Source organism: Plantactinospora siamensis, assembly GCF_042434095.1.
Lineage (GTDB): Bacteria > Actinomycetota > Actinomycetes > Mycobacteriales > Micromonosporaceae > KBS50.
Window position 1 is genome coordinate 394,658 of record NZ_JBHLUE010000016.1, and the last position, 15,571, is coordinate 410,228.

The 15,571-nt window shown below is 74.1% G+C and carries 13 protein-coding genes; 5 read left to right on the top strand and 8 right to left on the bottom strand.

The features are described 5' to 3' along the window. Positions 1-37: 37 nt before the first annotated feature. Positions 38-1,672: a glycosyl hydrolase family 18 protein gene (locus ACFFHU_RS19215; protein ID WP_377340802.1), complete on the bottom strand. Its 1,635-nt coding sequence runs from the start codon at positions 1,670-1,672 to the stop codon at positions 38-40. Positions 1,673-1,759: 87 nt separating this feature from the next. Continuing rightward, on the bottom strand, positions 1,760-2,305 hold the full coding sequence (locus ACFFHU_RS19220; RefSeq protein ID WP_377340804.1) for a flavoprotein: 546 nt from the start codon (positions 2,303-2,305) through the stop codon (positions 1,760-1,762). Positions 2,306-2,460: 155 nt separating this feature from the next. On the opposite strand from ACFFHU_RS19220, the gene ACFFHU_RS19225 reads away from it, so the two are divergent. Together ACFFHU_RS19225 and ACFFHU_RS19230 are read left to right on the top strand one after the other, a co-directional pair. Continuing rightward, complete coding sequence (locus tag ACFFHU_RS19225; protein WP_377340807.1) at positions 2,461-3,354, top strand: DUF4397 domain-containing protein; 894 nt, start codon at positions 2,461-2,463, stop codon at positions 3,352-3,354. A 452-nt stretch (positions 3,355-3,806) separates the two neighbouring features. Further along, positions 3,807-4,436 (top strand): class F sortase, encoded by a 630-nt coding sequence (locus ACFFHU_RS19230; RefSeq protein WP_377340808.1) that lies wholly within the window; start codon positions 3,807-3,809, stop codon positions 4,434-4,436. Positions 4,437-4,722: 286 nt separating this feature from the next. Here ACFFHU_RS19230 and proC read toward each other — a convergent pair whose 3' ends face one another. From proC to ACFFHU_RS19250, 4 genes are all read right to left on the bottom strand, one after another. Beyond that, on the bottom strand, positions 4,723-5,541 hold the full coding sequence (gene proC, locus ACFFHU_RS19235) for a pyrroline-5-carboxylate reductase (protein ID WP_377340809.1): 819 nt from the start codon (positions 5,539-5,541) through the stop codon (positions 4,723-4,725). 306 nt (positions 5,542-5,847) lie between these two features. Next, a complete protein-coding gene (locus ACFFHU_RS19240; RefSeq protein WP_377340812.1) occupies positions 5,848-6,876 on the bottom strand; it encodes a 6-phosphofructokinase in 1,029 nt (342 codons plus the stop codon). A 313-nt stretch (positions 6,877-7,189) separates the two neighbouring features. Beyond that, entirely contained in the window at positions 7,190-7,705 is a 516-nt protein-coding gene (locus tag ACFFHU_RS19245) for a pyridoxamine 5'-phosphate oxidase family protein (RefSeq protein WP_377340814.1), read from the bottom strand. Positions 7,706-7,768: 63 nt separating this feature from the next. After that, positions 7,769-8,263, bottom strand: a complete 495-nt coding sequence (locus ACFFHU_RS19250) for a polyadenylate-specific 3'-exoribonuclease AS (RefSeq protein ID WP_377341223.1) — start codon at positions 8,261-8,263, stop codon at positions 7,769-7,771. Positions 8,264-8,716: 453 nt separating this feature from the next. Between ACFFHU_RS19250 and ACFFHU_RS19255 the strand changes: the two genes are divergently transcribed. Then, positions 8,717-9,409 carry a Crp/Fnr family transcriptional regulator gene (locus tag ACFFHU_RS19255; RefSeq protein ID WP_377341224.1) on the top strand — a complete coding sequence of 231 codons (693 nt, stop codon included), beginning with the start codon at positions 8,717-8,719 and terminating at the stop codon, positions 9,407-9,409. An 86-nt stretch (positions 9,410-9,495) separates the two neighbouring features. Here the strand turns inward: ACFFHU_RS19255 and ACFFHU_RS19260 are convergent, their stop codons facing one another. Then, positions 9,496-9,867: a hypothetical protein gene (locus ACFFHU_RS19260; RefSeq protein WP_377340816.1), complete on the bottom strand. Its 372-nt coding sequence runs from the start codon at positions 9,865-9,867 to the stop codon at positions 9,496-9,498. Between the two features lie 135 nt (positions 9,868-10,002). Here ACFFHU_RS19260 and ACFFHU_RS19265 point away from each other — a divergent pair, with 135 nt between their 5' ends. Then, complete coding sequence (locus ACFFHU_RS19265; protein ID WP_377340818.1) at positions 10,003-13,608, top strand: ATP-binding protein; 3,606 nt, start codon at positions 10,003-10,005, stop codon at positions 13,606-13,608. Between the two features lie 178 nt (positions 13,609-13,786). Here the strand turns inward: ACFFHU_RS19265 and ACFFHU_RS19270 are convergent, their stop codons facing one another. Continuing rightward, entirely contained in the window at positions 13,787-14,539 is a 753-nt protein-coding gene (locus ACFFHU_RS19270) for a lysophospholipid acyltransferase family protein (protein WP_377340820.1), read from the bottom strand. A gap of 212 nt (positions 14,540-14,751) precedes the next feature. On the opposite strand from ACFFHU_RS19270, the gene ACFFHU_RS19275 reads away from it, so the two are divergent. After that, the gene (locus tag ACFFHU_RS19275) at positions 14,752-15,570 is read left to right on the top strand and encodes a DUF308 domain-containing protein (protein ID WP_377340823.1); all 819 of its coding nucleotides are present in this window, start codon (positions 14,752-14,754) and stop codon (positions 15,568-15,570) included. The last annotated feature ends 1 nt before the right edge of the window (position 15,571 follow it).

Genomic DNA, 15,571 nt, shown 5'->3' on the forward strand with positions numbered 1-15,571 from the left:
ATACAAAAAACGATAAGAAGGGGCCCTTCCTTACACCTCAGCGCAGGCCGCCGGACATTGAGCCGATCAGCTCGCCGCCGGTGGTGTCCCCGGACAGCTCCCAGAAGAACGCGCCGCCCAGGCCCTGACCCTTGGCGTACGACATCTTGCCGCCGATGGTGGTCGGCGTGTCATAGCTCCACCAGTTGTTGCCGCACAGCGCGTAGGCCGTGCCGGCGATCACGTTGGTGGCCGGGCAGGTGTTCTTGAGCACCTTGTAGTCCTCGATGCCCGCCTCGTACGTCCCGGGCGCGGCGCCGGTGGCCGAGCCGCCCGGCGCGGACTGGGTTACCCCGGTCCAGCCCCGGCCGTAGAAGCCGATCCCGAGCAGCAGCTTGCCGGCCGGCACGCCCTTGCTCTTCAGCTTCTGGATGGCCGCGTCGGAATAGAAGCCCTGCTGCGGGATGCCCGGGTACGAGTAGAGCGGCGAGTGCGGGGCCGTGGGACCCTGCGCGTTGAACGCGCCGAAGTAGTCGTACGTCATGGGCGCCAGCCAGTCCAGGTAGGGCGCCGCGCCGGCGTAGTCGGCCGCGTCGATCTTGCCGCCGTTGCTGCCGTCCGCGGTGATGGCCGCGGTGACCAGGGAGTTGGCGCCGAACCGCGACCGCAGCGCGGTGACCACGTTCTTGAACGCGGCCGGCCCGCTGGCGTCGCACTGCAGGCCGCAGGCGTTCGGGTACTCCCAGTCGATGTCGATGCCGTCGAAGACGTCGGCCCAGCGCGGGTCCTTCACCAGCGAGTAACACGAGTCGGCGAACGCGGCCGGGTTCTGCGCGGCCTGGGTGAAGCCGGCCGACCAGGTCCAGCCGCCGAAGGACCAGAGCACCTTGATGTTCGGGTACATCCGCTTCAGCTTGCGCAACTGGTTGAAGTTGCCGCGCAGCGGCTGGTCCCAGGTGTCCGCCACGCCGTCCACGCTGTCGGCCGCGGTGAACGCCTTGTCGTAGTCGGCGTAGCTGTCCCCGATCGCGCACTGGCCGCCGGCGGTGTTGCCGAAGGCGTACAGGATGTGGCTGAGCTTGCTCGCGGAGCCGCTGGTCGCGATGTTCTTGACCTGGTAGTTCCGGGCGTAGACGCCCCAGTCGGTGAAGTAGCCGACCAGCTTGCGGCCGCCCGGCGGCGGCGTGGTGGGCGGCGGACTGGTGGGCGGCTGGGTGGTCGGCGGCGCCGTCGTGGGCGGGGTCGTGCTGGGGGGCGCGCTGGTCGGCGGGTTGGTGGTCGGGGGCGTGCCACCACCGCCGCAGGGCGCGCCGTTGATCGTGCAGTTCAGCGGCGCCCGGTACGGGCCGGTGCCGTTGTATCCCCAACTGAACGTGCCGCCGGGGGCGAGCGGGCCGGCCCAGCTCTTCTTGACGGCCACGTAGTGGCTGCCGCTGCTGGTCACGTCGGCGTCCCAGAAGCTCGAGATGGTGGTGCCGGCGGGCAGGTCGAACTCGATCCGCCAGGTGTCCACGGTCGTCGACGAGCCGTTGCTGACCGTGACCTTGCCCTCGTGCCCGGTGCCCCAGTCGGAGACGCCGGTGAACGTGGCGGTCAGGCTGCCGGCGCCCAGAGCCGCGGTCACCGGCGCGACGGCGAGCAGGACCGCCGCCATGGCTCCGGCCCAGACGGCCCGGCGCGGGGGTCGAAACATCTGCGCCTCCCAATAGTAAGGAAACCTTCCAGTAAGTACGCAGACGCTACGACCGCCGTCACCGGTTCGTCAAGATGTCAAATGTGTCTATGCCGTGGGCGGCGGGCCGAGCGCCGCCACCGCCCGATCCAGCGGGTAGTCCGCCTCGCCCTCGCCCGGCCGGTTGGGCAGGTAGACGTCCGGTCCGTACAGGACGGTGACGCCGGCGGCCCGCAGCTCGGCAACGCTGCGCCGGAACGCCGGATGGGCGGCCAGCGCGGTGTTCAGCGCCGGCGCCACCACGACCGGCACCCCCGCGCCGACCGCCTCGGCCACCAGCGCGAGGGCGAGGTTGTCGGCCGACCCGGCCGCGATCTTGTTCAGCGTGTTGAACGTGGCCGGGCAGACCAGCACGCTATCCGGGTCGGGGATCGCCTTCGGCTGATCCGGCGTCCGGAACTCCGACCGCACCGGCTGACCGGTCAGCGTGGCCACCGCGGCCACGTCCAGGAACCGCAGCCCGTACGGCGTGGCCACCGGCACCACGGCCCAGCCGGCGGCCTGGGCCAGGCCGACCAGTTCGGTGGCGCGGGCGGCGCGCGGGCTGCCGCAGGACACCAGGTGCAGCACCGGGCATCGATCGACGTCAGTCATAACCGGGCACGTTACCGGCCGACCGGACCCCCCAGCGATCGCGGGTCGCCGCCCGGATGTCGAGTCGGAAATCAGTCACCGCCGCGGTGTCGACTTGCGGCGCAGTCCCGCAGACGGGACTGTGGTCCGGGACCCACCAGCACTGGAGGCAGGGCATGACTTCCCCCGCAACCGGAACCCGTCCGCCGCGACGCGCGCTGGCGATGGCCGGCGCCGTCCTGCTCGGCGTCATCCTGTCCGGCGCCGGGCTCGCCCCGGTCGGCGCCGGGCCCGCCCGGGCGGCCGCGCCGATCGGGTACGTGCGCCTGGCGCACCTCTCCCCCGACACCCCCGCCGTGGACGTCTACCTCAGCAAGGCGGCAGAGGGCGCCAAGCCGCAGGTGTTCCGGGCCGTCAGCTACGGGCAGCTGTCGCCGTACCTGCCCACCCCGGCCGGCCGGTACGCGGTGGCCATGCGCAAGGCCGGCGCCCCGGCCAGCCAACCGCCGGTGCTCACCACCGAGGTGGCCGTGACGGCCGGCCAGGCGTACACGGTGGCCGGCGTTGGCCGGTACGCCGACCTGGGCCTGCGGGTCCTCGACGACGACCTGACCGCGCCGCCGGCGGGCCGGGCCAAGGTACGGGTGGTGCAGGCCTCGGTCCGGGCGCCCGTGCTGGACGTCACGGCGCAGCGCGGACCCACCATCGCCACGGGCGTGCGCTTCGCCACCACCACCGACTACGCGGACGTCCGGCCGGGATCCTGGCAACTCCGGCTCGCCCCGCCCGGCGGGCAGCCCACCTCGGCCGACTGCACGCTGGCCAGCGGTGGGGTGTACTCGCTGCTGGTGCTCGATGCCCACGCCGGCGGGCTGCGTACCGAACTGCGGGTGGACGCCCGGGGCGGCGCCGTCGTGCCGACCGGCGGGGTGGCGGCCGGCGCCGGTGGCACGGCGCAGCGCGACCCGTCCCGGCTGCCGCTCGTGCTCGGGGCGGTGGCCCTGGTGACGGCCGTACTGGTGGCGGGCGCTTGGCTGGTGGTCCGGCGGCGGTCCCGCGCCACCTGGTGACCACCGCCGTGCCCGGGAATCCCCGGCCGCCCGCCGCCGACGCAGCCCCCGGCCCGGGCGGCCGGGCCGTCGGCCGGGTCGCCGTGGCCGCCATCCCCGGCCCGGCCGGCGGCTCGGCGGTGGCCCGCGTGGCCGCCACGGCCACGCGGGTCGCCCCCGCCGCAGCGGGCGACCCGGCCGTTCCGGCCCGCGCGACCGAACCCGCCCGCGCCACCGATCCCGTTCGCGGTGCGGTCGATGCCGTTCGCGGTGCGGCCGATCCCGTTCGCGGTGCGGCCGATCCCGTTCGCGGTGCGGCCGATCCCGTTCGCGGTGCGGCCGATCCTGTCGGCGGTGCGGCCGGCGCCGTTCGCGGCTCGCCGGCCGGTGCCGCCGGCCGGGGGCCCGGCATCACCCGTCACCGGCTCCGGTGGCCGAACCCGGGCCGGCTCGCGCCGGCCGCGGCCGTTGGTGTGCTGCTGTCCGCCACCACCGGCGCCGCGCTCGCGTTGACGGCCGGCGCGTCCGGCGGCGGACCCGTCTGGTATCCGGCCTGTGTCCGGGAATGCGGCCCGACCACCGGCGTGGCGGCCGGGCCGGACGCCCCCGCGGCGGTCCCGGGCGTCCCCGCCGGTACGCCGCGGCGGGTCCGGGTCCCCCGGCTGGGCATCGACTCGCCGCTTGCGGTGCTCGGCCTGGACGGGACCGGCGAGCTGATCCCGCCCGACCGGTACGACCAGGCCGGCTGGTACGGCGGCGGCCCGGCACCCGGTGACGTGGGACCGGCCGTCATCGCCGGCCACGTGGATTCGACCGACGGACCCGCGGTGTTCGCCCGGCTCGGCGAGTTGCGCCCGGGCGACCGGATCGAGGTGCAGCGCGGCACCGGAACCGTCGTCTTCCTGGTCAGGTCGGTGGCGCGCTATGCCAAGGACCGTTTCCCCACGGCCGAGGTCTACGGCCCCACCCCGCAGGCCGAACTGCGCCTGATCACCTGCGGCGGCACCTTCGACCGGCGGTCCCGGCACTACCGCGACAACGTCGTGGCGTTCGCCACCGCCGCTCCGCAGCCCGCCTTCCCCGGCGCCGCCGGCCCCGGCTGACACGGCGGGCGCCGGCCGCCCGGACCATGGAATCGCGGCGCTGCCGGTTGGCGGCGTGCGGGACGGCGGCGGCAACTCCTCACGCCGGGACCCGCACGGTTGGGTCGGCGTCGTCTGCCGCTGATCGCGCCCGTCCGCCGGACCGGGCCCCGCCCGGGCGACCAGGCCGGCTGCTACACCCGCACCGACCGGGCGCTGGCCCCGCCGCCCGCCGGGGCTGACCCGGACCGCCGCCGGTCAGTCCGCCCGGGCGGCGAGCTCCCCGGCCCGGCCACCCGTCCGCCGGTCAGTCCGCCTGGGCGGCGAGCTCCCGGGCGCGGTCGCGAGCGGCCTCGAGGGCGGCCAGCAGGGCCGCCCGAACGGCGTGGTTCTCCAGCTCGCGTACGGCCGAAATGGTCGTGCCGGCCGGTGAGGTGACCGCCTCGCGCAGCTTGACCGGGTGTTCGCCGGAATCCCGGAGCATGATCGCCGAGCCGATCGCCGTCTGCACGATGAGGTCGTGCGCGACCTGGCGGGGCAGCCCGAGCAGGATGCCGGCGTCGGTCATGGCCTCGACCAGATAGTAGAAGTAGGCCGGGCCGGAGCCGGACAGCGCGGTGACCGCGTCCTGCTGGGCCTCCGGCACCCGGATGGTCCGGCCGAGCGGGGTGAACATCTCCTCGGTCACGGCGAGGTGCTCGTCCGTGGCGTGCGGTCCGGCCGAGATGGCCGTCATGGCCTCGTCGACCAGCGCCGGCGTGTTGGTCATCACCCGCACCACCGGCGTGCCCTCGGCGAGGCGGCGGGCGAAGAACGCGGTCGGCAGGCCCGCGCAGAGCGACACCACCAGCTTGTCGGCCGGAATCTTGGGCCCGATCTCGGCCAGCAGGCTCGCGGCGTCCTGCGGCTTGACCGCCACGGCCAGCACGTCGGCCTCGGCCACCGCCGTGAGGTTGTCCACCGTCCGTACGCCGTACCGGTCGGCCAGCTCCTGCGCCCGCGCCGGCCGGCGGGCGCTGGCCAGCAGCTTCCCGGCCGGCCAACCCGCCCGCAGCAGCCCGGACAGCACCAGCTCCCCGATCTTGCCGGCCCCGATCACCGCCACCGTGCGCCTACCAGCAGCCACTGCCATCACCCTCCAGTCCCCGCGAAGCTCCGACAAGCCCGCCCGGGGCCCGCCACGCCCCGTCGATAGCTCGACCCGGATCCTTCAGCCCACTGAGGCAGCGACTCCCGGTCGCCGGCCGACCCGGGGTGGCCCCGCCGTGCCCGGCGCAGAGATCAAGTCCGACCTCCCACGCCCGGAGGCAGTGACTTCGGTCGCCCCCGGACGCCCGGGGTGGCCCACCCGTGCCCCGGCGCAGAGATCAAGCCTGACCGCTCGGAGCCGGGGCACGGCGGGCCACCCCAAGCCCAACCTCCGACCGAGACGTCAGCTGCCGAAGAAGACCTCGGCCTCGGTGTACCGCTCCAACGGGACGGTCTTCAGCTCGGCGGTGGCGTCGACCAGCGGCACCCGCACGATCTCGGTGCCCTGCATAGCCACCATCTTGCCCCAGTCGCCGTCGTTCGCGGCGTCGATGGCGTGCAGCCCGAGCCGGGTGGCGAGGACCCGGTCGAAGGCCGTCGGCGTGCCGCCGCGCTGGATGTGCCCCAGCACCACGGTCCGGGCCTCCTTGCCGGTCTTCGCCTCCAGCTGCTCGGCCAGCCACTGGCCGATGCCGCCGAGCCGGACGTGACCGAACGAGTCGAGTTCCTGGTTGTGCAGCACCATCTGCCCGTCCAGCGGCTGGGCGCCCTCGGCCACCACCACGATGGGGGCGTACTGGTGCTGGAACCGCTTCTCGACGTACCCGGCCACCTGGTCGACGTCGAACCGGCGCTCCGGCAGCAGGATGACGTTGGCCCCGCCGGCGAGCCCGGCGTGCAGCGCGATCCACCCGGCGTGCCGGCCCATCACCTCGACCACCAGCGTGCGGTGGTGGCTCTCGGCCGTGGTGTGCAGCCGGTCGATCGCCTCCATCGCGATGTTCACCGCGGTGTCGAAGCCGAAGGTGTAGTCGGTGGCGTTGAGGTCGTTGTCGATCGTCTTGGGCACACCGACCACCCGTACGCCGAGCTCGTGCAGCTTGGTGGCCACCCCCAGGGTGTCCTCGCCGCCGATCGCCACCAGGGCGTCCACGCCCTGCGCGGCGAGGTTCTCCTGGATCCGCTCGACGCCATTCTCGATCTTGAACGGGTTGGTCCGGGAGGAACCGAGGATGGTCCCGCCGCGCGGCAGGATCCCGCGGACCTCGGCGATGCCGAGCGGGCGGCTCAGCCCCTCCAGCGGGCCGCGCCAACCGTCCTGGAAGCCCACGAACTCGTGGCCGTAGTTGGCCACGCCCTTGCGGACCACCGCCCGGATGACCGCGTTCAGGCCGGGACAGTCTCCGCCGCCGGTCAGCACCCCGATGCGCATGAGCTGATTCTCCTTCTGTGGCGAGCTCGATCAGCCCGTCGAGGCCCCAGGGTCGAAGTCGAATCAGACCGCGGCGTCGTTGCCGGCCCGGGGCGGGCCGTCAGTGCGCACTCTATCGGCCGGGCCGGCAGCCGGGCCACCGCACCACCGGCGGGCCGTCAGTGCGCACTCCATCGGCCGGGCCGGCAGCCGGGCCACCGCACCACCGGCGGGCCGTCAGTGCGCACTCCATCGGCCGGGCCGGCAGCCGGGCCACCGCACCACCGGCGGGCCGTCAGCACGCACTCCATCGGCCGGGCCGGCGGGCCACCGGCTACCGGGCGTCGGTGGGGAAGGTGACCTCCTGGTTGTCGCCGGCGGACGGCCGATCACCGGTCAGCGCCGCCTTGGCGAACCCGAGCAGCGTGACGACCTTGCCGTTGGGCGAGTCCCAGTACTCCGCCGAGGTGGCGTGCACGCGCAGCAGGGTCAGGCTCGGCGTCTCCAGCCCGTCCGGGAACCAGGCCTTCATCAGCGGGTTCCAGAGCTGCTCGGCCTTGGCCCGCTCGTACGCCTGCTCGGCGGTCCCGGAGATCGACACCCAGGCGTTGTTCTTCTGGTTGGCGAACGCCACGTTCACCTGCGGGTTGGCCTCGATCTGCCGGACCTTGTCCGAGTCGGCGTCGGCGAAGAACCACAGGTCGCCGTCGAACTCGGCCTCCTGCAGCCCCATCGGCCGGCTCACGTGCCGGCCGTCCGTCGTCATGGTGGTGAGCATGCAGATGCGCGCGTCGCGGATCAGTTCGGTCACCTTGGACCGGGCGTCGGCGTCGGTCTTCTGATCGCTCATCTTTCGCATCCCCTCACGGCTGGCCTCCGCTGCTTCCTGCCCCGGGGAACGGCGGCCAAACCGTCAGCCGCCCATGGCTCGCCAGCGGGCCAGGTTGTGCCGCGCGTCGACCAGGGCGTCGTGCCGCTCGGCGGCGGCGTCCGGCAGCGGCGGCCGGCCCCGGTCGTCCCACCGCTGGCGCAGATCCTTGGTGAGCCGCGGCAGCTCCCGGGGCAGCGCCGGCATCGGGCCCCAGAGCTGCGCGAGCACCACGTGGTCGTACGCCGCGAACCAGGCCCACAACTCGATCCGCTCGGCCGGCCGGTCCCGGACCGGGGCGGTGAGGAAGTCGTACAGGTCGTCCCGGATCCGCTCCCGGGACCGCCAGGCGGGATCCGCCGGCGAGGGCAGCTTGTCCAGCACGTTGCGGCGTACCCAGGGAATGGCCTTGCGGTCGTCGAACTCGGTCGAGACGGCGTAGAACTCGCGACCGTGCTCATCGACGACGCCGATCGACACGAGGTCGATGGTCCGGCCGTCCTCGATGAACTCGCAGTCGTAGAAGTAGCGGTACACCATCGGCATCATCCTGGCGTACCGGGCGGGCGTGCCGGCGGCCGGGGCCGGCGCGGCGGGCACGGGGTGATCTCCCGGCCGTGCCGCGGACCGCGGGCTCGACCCGCGGAGATCGGCGGGACGGCCGAGCCGGTCGGTCGGACGGACCGGGTGCCGGTCCGCCGCGGCCGGCCGGAGGGAGCACCCCCGCCCCCGCTCCGGCCGGCCGCGCCGCCCCGCGACCGATCCGCCCCGCCCCCGTGTGGCCCCCACCCGGTAGCGGATCTGCAGATCATCCTGCCCCTCGACCAGCGGCGGAACTGTCACGGAAACGATTTGAGGGGTGTACAGCACGCGACAGGGCAGTCATGATCTGATGTGTGCCGTTGCCGGGCGGAGACCCGTGTGCCAGCGGCGCGCGTCCGGCTGCCGGAGGTCCGGACGCGGGAGGTGGTCCGCACCAGGGAGGGGTTGGCCGTGGAGGGACGCCTACCGGAGCCGGGTGACGCGCTCGCCGGAGTCGACATGTTCGCCGGCCTGGAGCCGGAGGTACGGCAGCGCGTGATCGCCGCGGCCGTGCCGCGGACGTACCGCAAGGGCCAGCTGCTGTTCGTGGAGAACGACCCGGGCGAGTCGCTGATCGTGCTGCGCCGCGGCGCCGTGGCGGTGTTTCGCACCGCGCCCACCGGCGAACGGGCCATCATGACCGTCATGCGCCCGCCGGACGTGCTCGGTGAGGTCTCCCTGCTGGACGCCTCGACCCGGTCCACCTCGGCCGAGGCGATCGAGGACACCGCGGCGCTGGCGCTGAGCCGGGGCGCGTTCATGGAGCTGGTGCACTCCAACCCGCGGATCCTGGACGCCGTCATGCGGTCGCTCGGCGGCCTGATCCGGCGGCTCACCGAGCAGAACGCGGATCACGTCTTCCTCGACCTGCCCGGCCGGGTGGCCAAGACGCTGGTCCGGCTGGCCGGCGAGAGCCAGGCGCCAATGATCACCATCGAGCTCAACCAGAGCCAGCTCGCGGAGATGGCCGGCGGCTCGCGGCAGAGCGTCAACCAGGCCATCGGCTCGTTCGCCAGCCGTGGCTGGCTGCGCACCGAGGGCCGCCGGATCGTGGTGACGGACGTCGGTGCGCTGCGCCGGCGGGCCGGCATGATCGAGCGCTGACAGCCCGCGGACCCCGCCTCGCTCCGACGCGCGACGCCGGCCAACCATTCCGGTTGACCGGCGTCGTGGCGCGCGTGTCTGGTTGCTCAGTCCCGTGGTGGCGCGGTGGGACCGGGCCCGATCAGGCCTTCCGGCTGACTGCCGTCCTCGGGCGGCACGGTGGGGCCGGGGCCGATGCGGCTCTGGCTCTCGGCGCCGTCCTCGGGCGGCACGGTGGGGCCGGGACCGATCAGGCCCTCGATCTTGCTCTTCGGCGGTGCGGTAGGTCCGGGACCGATCCGCGTCGCGTGGGCGTGCCCGTCCACGGCATCGGCGTCGCCGTCGCGACCGCTGTAGTCCTCAACCACTCCCTGCTCCTCCAGTTCAGCGAGGGTGACCACGTCGATGTCGACGACGTCGCCTGCTTGGTGCACAGCTCCGCTGATGTCGGTCCAGGCCGACGCCAGCCGAACATACATTGTGGCCTCCTCGGGATGAATGAACTTCAACCGAAAGGCTAGCGATCAGCGCAGCGGTACCAAGAGATCGTCAGATTGGCTACACGTCCATTACCGGACCGGACGGCGGGCGGACATACTGGAGCCTCCCTGCGAGTGACGGAGTCTCGAGACAGCGTGACCTGCCCTGACTGTTCACGCGATGCCGGGCCGGACGACCGATTCTGCGCCGGCTGCGGCCGCAACCTAGCTCCGCAGTGCGTCCATTGTGGACGCCAGAGCACCTTCGACGCCCGGTTCTGCACGAACTGCGGCCAGCCGCTGGTCGAGACCGGCACCGCGACCCAGGAGGACCGCCGGCAGGTCAGCGTGCTGTTCATCGACATCGCCGACTTCACCGCGTACGCCGAACGCGCCGACCCCGAGCAGGCCCGCACCCTGCAGCAGGGTTACTTCGCCGCCGTTCGCCGACTGGTCCGTCAGTACGGCGGCGTGGTGGAGAAGTACATCGGCGACGCCGTGATGGCGCTCTTCGGCGCGCCGGTGGCCACCGACAACGACGCGTTGCGCTGCGTACGCGCGGGGTTGGAACTGCAGCGGGCGCTGGCCCGGCAGCCGGCGGCCAACCACCCGCCGCTCGGCTTCCGGGTCGGCATCGCCACAGGTGAGGCGCTGGTGAACCACGCGGCCGCCCGGGACGGCGGCCAGGCCTTCGTCACGGGAGACGTGGTCAACAGCGCTTCCCGCCTGCAATCCCTGGCCCCCACCGGTGGTGTGGTGGTGGACGAGGCCACCTACGCGGCCACGCAGCGGGAGATGGAGTACGCCGAGCAGCCGCCGGTCACCCTGCGCGGCCGATCGGCGGTGACCCGGGTCTGGCTGGCGACCCGGGCCCGTCCCCGCAGCGAGTTGTACACCGCCGAACTGGCCCCCATGGTCGACCGCGACCACGAGCGCGGCCTCCTGGTCAACGCCCTGCACCGCATGGTGCACGAGGGCGTGCCGCAACTGGTGACGGTCTTCGGTCCGGCCGGGGTCGGCAAGAGCCGCCTGCTGCGCGAGCTGGCCCGGCACGCCGCCAGCCTGCCCGGCCGGCGGGTCGGCTGGTGGGTGGGACACTGCCCGCCGTTCGGTGAGAACGTGACGTACGCGGCGCTCGCCGACATCGTCAAGGCCTGGGCCGGGATCCTGGACAGCGACGACGAGGCGACCCGGTCGGCCCGGTTGCGCACCCGGCTGGCGGAGCTTCCCGACGGGCACCGCGGCTCGCTGCCGGACGCCCTGGCCCCGCTGGTGGGAGTCCGGGGCGAACGGCTCGGCCCGGGCGAGACCGAGTCGGCCTGGCGGCGCTTCCTGCTGGCGCTGACCTCGGCCGGGCCCACCGTGCTGGTCTTCGAGGACATGCACTGGGCCGACCAGCCGATGCTGCACTTCGTCGAGCAGTTGGGCGCCGCGGCCCGCGGCCTGCCCCTGCTGATCATCGCCACCGCCCGACCGGAGCTGCGGGAGCGCCAGCCGGCCTGGACCAGCGCGATCAGCGGGGCCATCTCGATCTCGGTGCCGCCGATGCTCGACGCGGACATCGCGGTCCTGTACTCGTTGCTGCTCGGCCAGGCGACCCTGCCGGAGGACGTGCTCGAGCCGCTGGTCGAGTTCGCCGACGGCAACCCGCTCTACGCCCAGGAGTACACCCGGATGCTGGTCGACGGCGGGCTCCTCCGGTCGTCCGGGCCGCTGCTGGACGGCGTGGATCCGCCCCGGATGCCCCGGACGGTGCAGGCCGTGATCGCGAACCGGCTGGACCTGCTCGACGGGGCGGACCGGGCCGTGTTGCAGGCGGCCGCCGTCGTGGGCACCCAGTTCTGGGCCGGCGCGGTGGCCGCGGCCGTCGGCCGGGCCACCGACTGGGTGGAACGCTGCCTCGACCGTCTCCAGCAGCGCGATCTGGTGTACGAGCAGGCCACCTCGGCCATGGCCGATCAGCCCGAGTACCGGTTCCGGCACGTCCTCGTCCGGGACATCTGCTACCAGCGCCTGCCTCGTTCCGAGCGGGTGGCGCGGCACCAGCGCACGGCGGACTGGTTGGAGCGGGTCTCCGACGGGCAGCAGAACGACCTCGCCGAGGTGCTGGCCAACCACCGGTGGGCGGCGCACGAGATCGCCCGGACCGTCGGCATCGACCCGACGCCGTACGCGGCCCCGGCCCGGCAGGCGCTGTTGCGGGCGGCCCGCCGGGCGTACGCGCTGCACGCGCTGGAGGCCGCGGAGACGCTGGTCAAGCGGGCGTCCCGGCTGGACCTGCCCACGGATCTGGGTCTGGAGCTGTTCGCCGCCGAGGTGGCGCTCTACCGCGACAGCGACGCGTTTCTCAGCGGGGACGGGCCCAAGCGACTTGGCGAGCTGGCCGAACGCCTGGCCGGGGCGGGTGACCAGGTCGGGGCGGCCCGGGCCTGGACGCTGCTCGGCACCGCGGCCTGGCGGCGGGCGGATCGCTCGGAGACCCTGGCCTGCCTGCACCGGGCCAACACCCTGTACGCGGACCTGCCGGCCTCCGAGGAGAAGGCGGCGGCGCTGCTCGAGCTGGCCCGGGTGCACATGATCAACGCGGAGACCGAGCCGGCCTGCCGGGCCGCCCAGACGGCGGTGGACCTCGCCAGCCGGCTGGAGCTGTCGGAGGTCGAGGCCAACGCCCGGATCACCCTGGCCACCGCGCGCTACATGGCGGGCGTGCCGGAGGCGTTCGCCGAGCTGGTCGAGATCACCGAACGCTGCCGGGCGCAGGGCCTCACCGGTCGCCGGCGCGCGGTGCAGAACCTCGCCTGGGCGCTGCAGGAGGAGGGCGACCTGGCCGGCTCGAGCCTGCTGGTCAAGGAGCAGGCGTCCATCGACGTCGGCGGCGGGCACAGCCTGGCGATCGGCTTCGCCGAGCGGTTCACCGACGCGTACCACGCCGGCGACTGGGCCACCGCCGTCCGAGCCGCGGCCGAGTTCACCCAGCGGCCGACCGCGGAGTGGGACCTGCACATCGTGGCCGTGTCCGGTTGGATGCGCGCGCTGCGCGCCGAGGCGCCGTCCGGGACGGACGCGCCGTCCGGGGCGGACGCGCCGTCCGGGGCGGACGCGCCGTCCGGTCGACCGGCCGCGGCGAGCGTGGTGACCGGCGCGGCGGCCACGGACCCCGCCGCGGAAGCCCCCCCGACCGCGGCGGGCGCCGGCCGGCGGGCCGAGGACGAGGTCGACCAGGCGGTGGCGGCGGCCCGGCGCAGCGGCTTCCACCGGGTGCTCTGCTCGGCGCTCGCCCAGGCGGCGCTCTGCCGGGCCGTCCAGGGTCGCTCCGAGCAGGCCGCTGCGCTGCTGGCCGAGCTCGAGGCCGACTACCGGCAGACCCGGATGATCCCGTTCATGGAGTGGGTGGCCGCGGCCGGCCACACCGCGGCCGTGGCCGGCCGGGAGGCGGCCGAGCTCGTGCTGCGGATGCTGGACCGTGCCGCGCGGGAGACCCCGTGGGTCCGGGCCGCCCGGCACACCGCCGAGGCCGCGCTGGCCGCCGCCGCGGGTGACCGGGACCGCGCGGCCCGCGGATACGCGGCCGCCGCCCGGCTGTACGCGGACATGCCCGACCGCACCGACCAGGCGCTCGCCACGGCGTTCCTGGTGGCGGCCGGCGGCGACCCGGCCGACGCGACCGCGGTACGCGAGTTCGCGACCCGGAACCAGGCGCCCGGCCTGCTCCGCCTGGCCGCCCTCGACGACCGGGCCTGACCGGCCCCGACCAGCTCGCCCGGCCGCTTCAGCCGGCAACCGGGTGACGGGCCCGACCGGCGCAGCCGGAAACCTGGGTCGCGACCCCACCGGCTCAGTCGGGAACGCCGGTCCGCGGTCCGACCGCCCCCACCGGCTCGCCGACACAGCCGGAACCGGAGGGCCCCGGCCGGCCGGCTCAGACCGGGACCGGGCTCCGCGGGCCGCCCGGGTCGGCCGGCGCGCCGGGGCCGCCCGGTCCGCCGGTCGCGGCCACGGCCGGCCGGTCCTTGACCCGCTGCGCGTAGACGTCCACGTACTCCCGGCCGGAGAGCTCCATCAGCTCGTACATGATCTCGTCGGTGATGGCCCGCTCGACGAACCGGTCGCCCACCATGCCGGCGTACCGGGAGAGGTCGAGCGGGGCGCCGAAGCGGATCCGGACCCGCCCGAGGCGCGGGATGAGCTGACCGGGCGGCTGGATCTCGTCGGAGTTCAGCATGGCCACGGGGATCACCGGCGCCCCGCTTTCCAGCGCGAGGCGGGCCACGCCGGTCTTGCCGCGATAGAGCCGCCCGTCGGGCGAGCGGGTGCCCTCCGGGTAGATCCCGGCCAGCCCGCCCGCACGCAGCACGGCAAGCTGCGTGTCCAGGGCGGCCCGGGCGGCCTTGCCGCCGGACCGGTCCACCGGGATGGTGCCGACCCCGACGAAGAACATCTTGGTGAGCCACCCCTTGAGGCCCCTGCCGAGGAAGTATTCGGCCTTTGCCACGAAGGTGACTTTGCGCTTCACCATCAGCGGCATGAAGATCGAATCCGAGAACGAGAGGTGGTTGCCGGCCAGGATCGCCGGGCCGTCGACGGGGACGTTCTCCCGCCCCTCGACCTGCGGCCGGAAGATCAGCCGGAGCAGCGGGCCGAGGACGACGTACTTCATGAGCCAGTAGAACACCGCTGTCTCCTCGTCAGCCGTACCGTGTCACCGACGTCACCGACAGGCGCGAACCGGACACGGCGCCCGGGTCGAGCCTACGAACCGGGTACGCCGCACCACAACGCACTCCCGCAACAGGCGGGTGCCGTGTCAGGATTCAAGACACGGGGTGCGTGTGCCGCGAAGATCCGTACGTCGGGCACGCACACCGGGCGAGGGAGGGATGTCCGGTGTCAGGGGGTGGGGCCCGGCGGGGCCGACGGGACAACGGGATCGACGCGACCGATTTCGCGGTGGCCGGCGACGTGGACCCACGGGTCGGCGAACACCTGCTGGACGTGCTCGCGGCGGGCGGCATCGCCGCGTACCTCCAGCCCTCGGCCGACCTGAACCCGGTCACCCGGACCACGACCGTGCCCTCCCGGCCGGTGGACCGGCTGTACGTCGATCGCACCCACCTGGCCACCGCCCGGGACTACCTGACCCGGCTGGCCGACGACGGCGGGCCGGTGAGCACCGAGCCCCCCGCCCGGGACCCCGACCCGGACGTGGACGCCGAGTGGACGAGGATCATCGCCGGCTATCACCTCGAGGTGGAGGCCGGCACCCGGCCCTGGCCCGCCGCCGAGGACGTGGCCGCCGACCCGACCGCCCCGCCGGTCGGCGCGGCCGGTCGGCCGCCGGGCGCCGCCCCCCGGCCGTTGACCTCGGCCACCGACATCTCCGGGATCTCGCTGGACGACCGGGACGACGGGTCGCTGCTGGACAGCCTGGACACCTTCGGCGCCGACCTGCCGGACGATCCGGAGGAGGGATACACCCCGCCGCCGCCACCGCCGCTGCCCCGGCTGTCGAAATACACGGTCGTCGGCGTGCTGGCCGTGGTGCTCGGCTTCGCCCTGTTCCTGTTCCCCACCCTGCTCCCGATCGGCCCGGACGTGGTCCAGGTGATCGGGTTCACCGGCATCCTGGCCGGATTCGTCACCCTGGTCTGGCGGCTGCGGCCCGGCGATGACGACACCGACCCGGACGACGGCGCCGTGGTGTGAG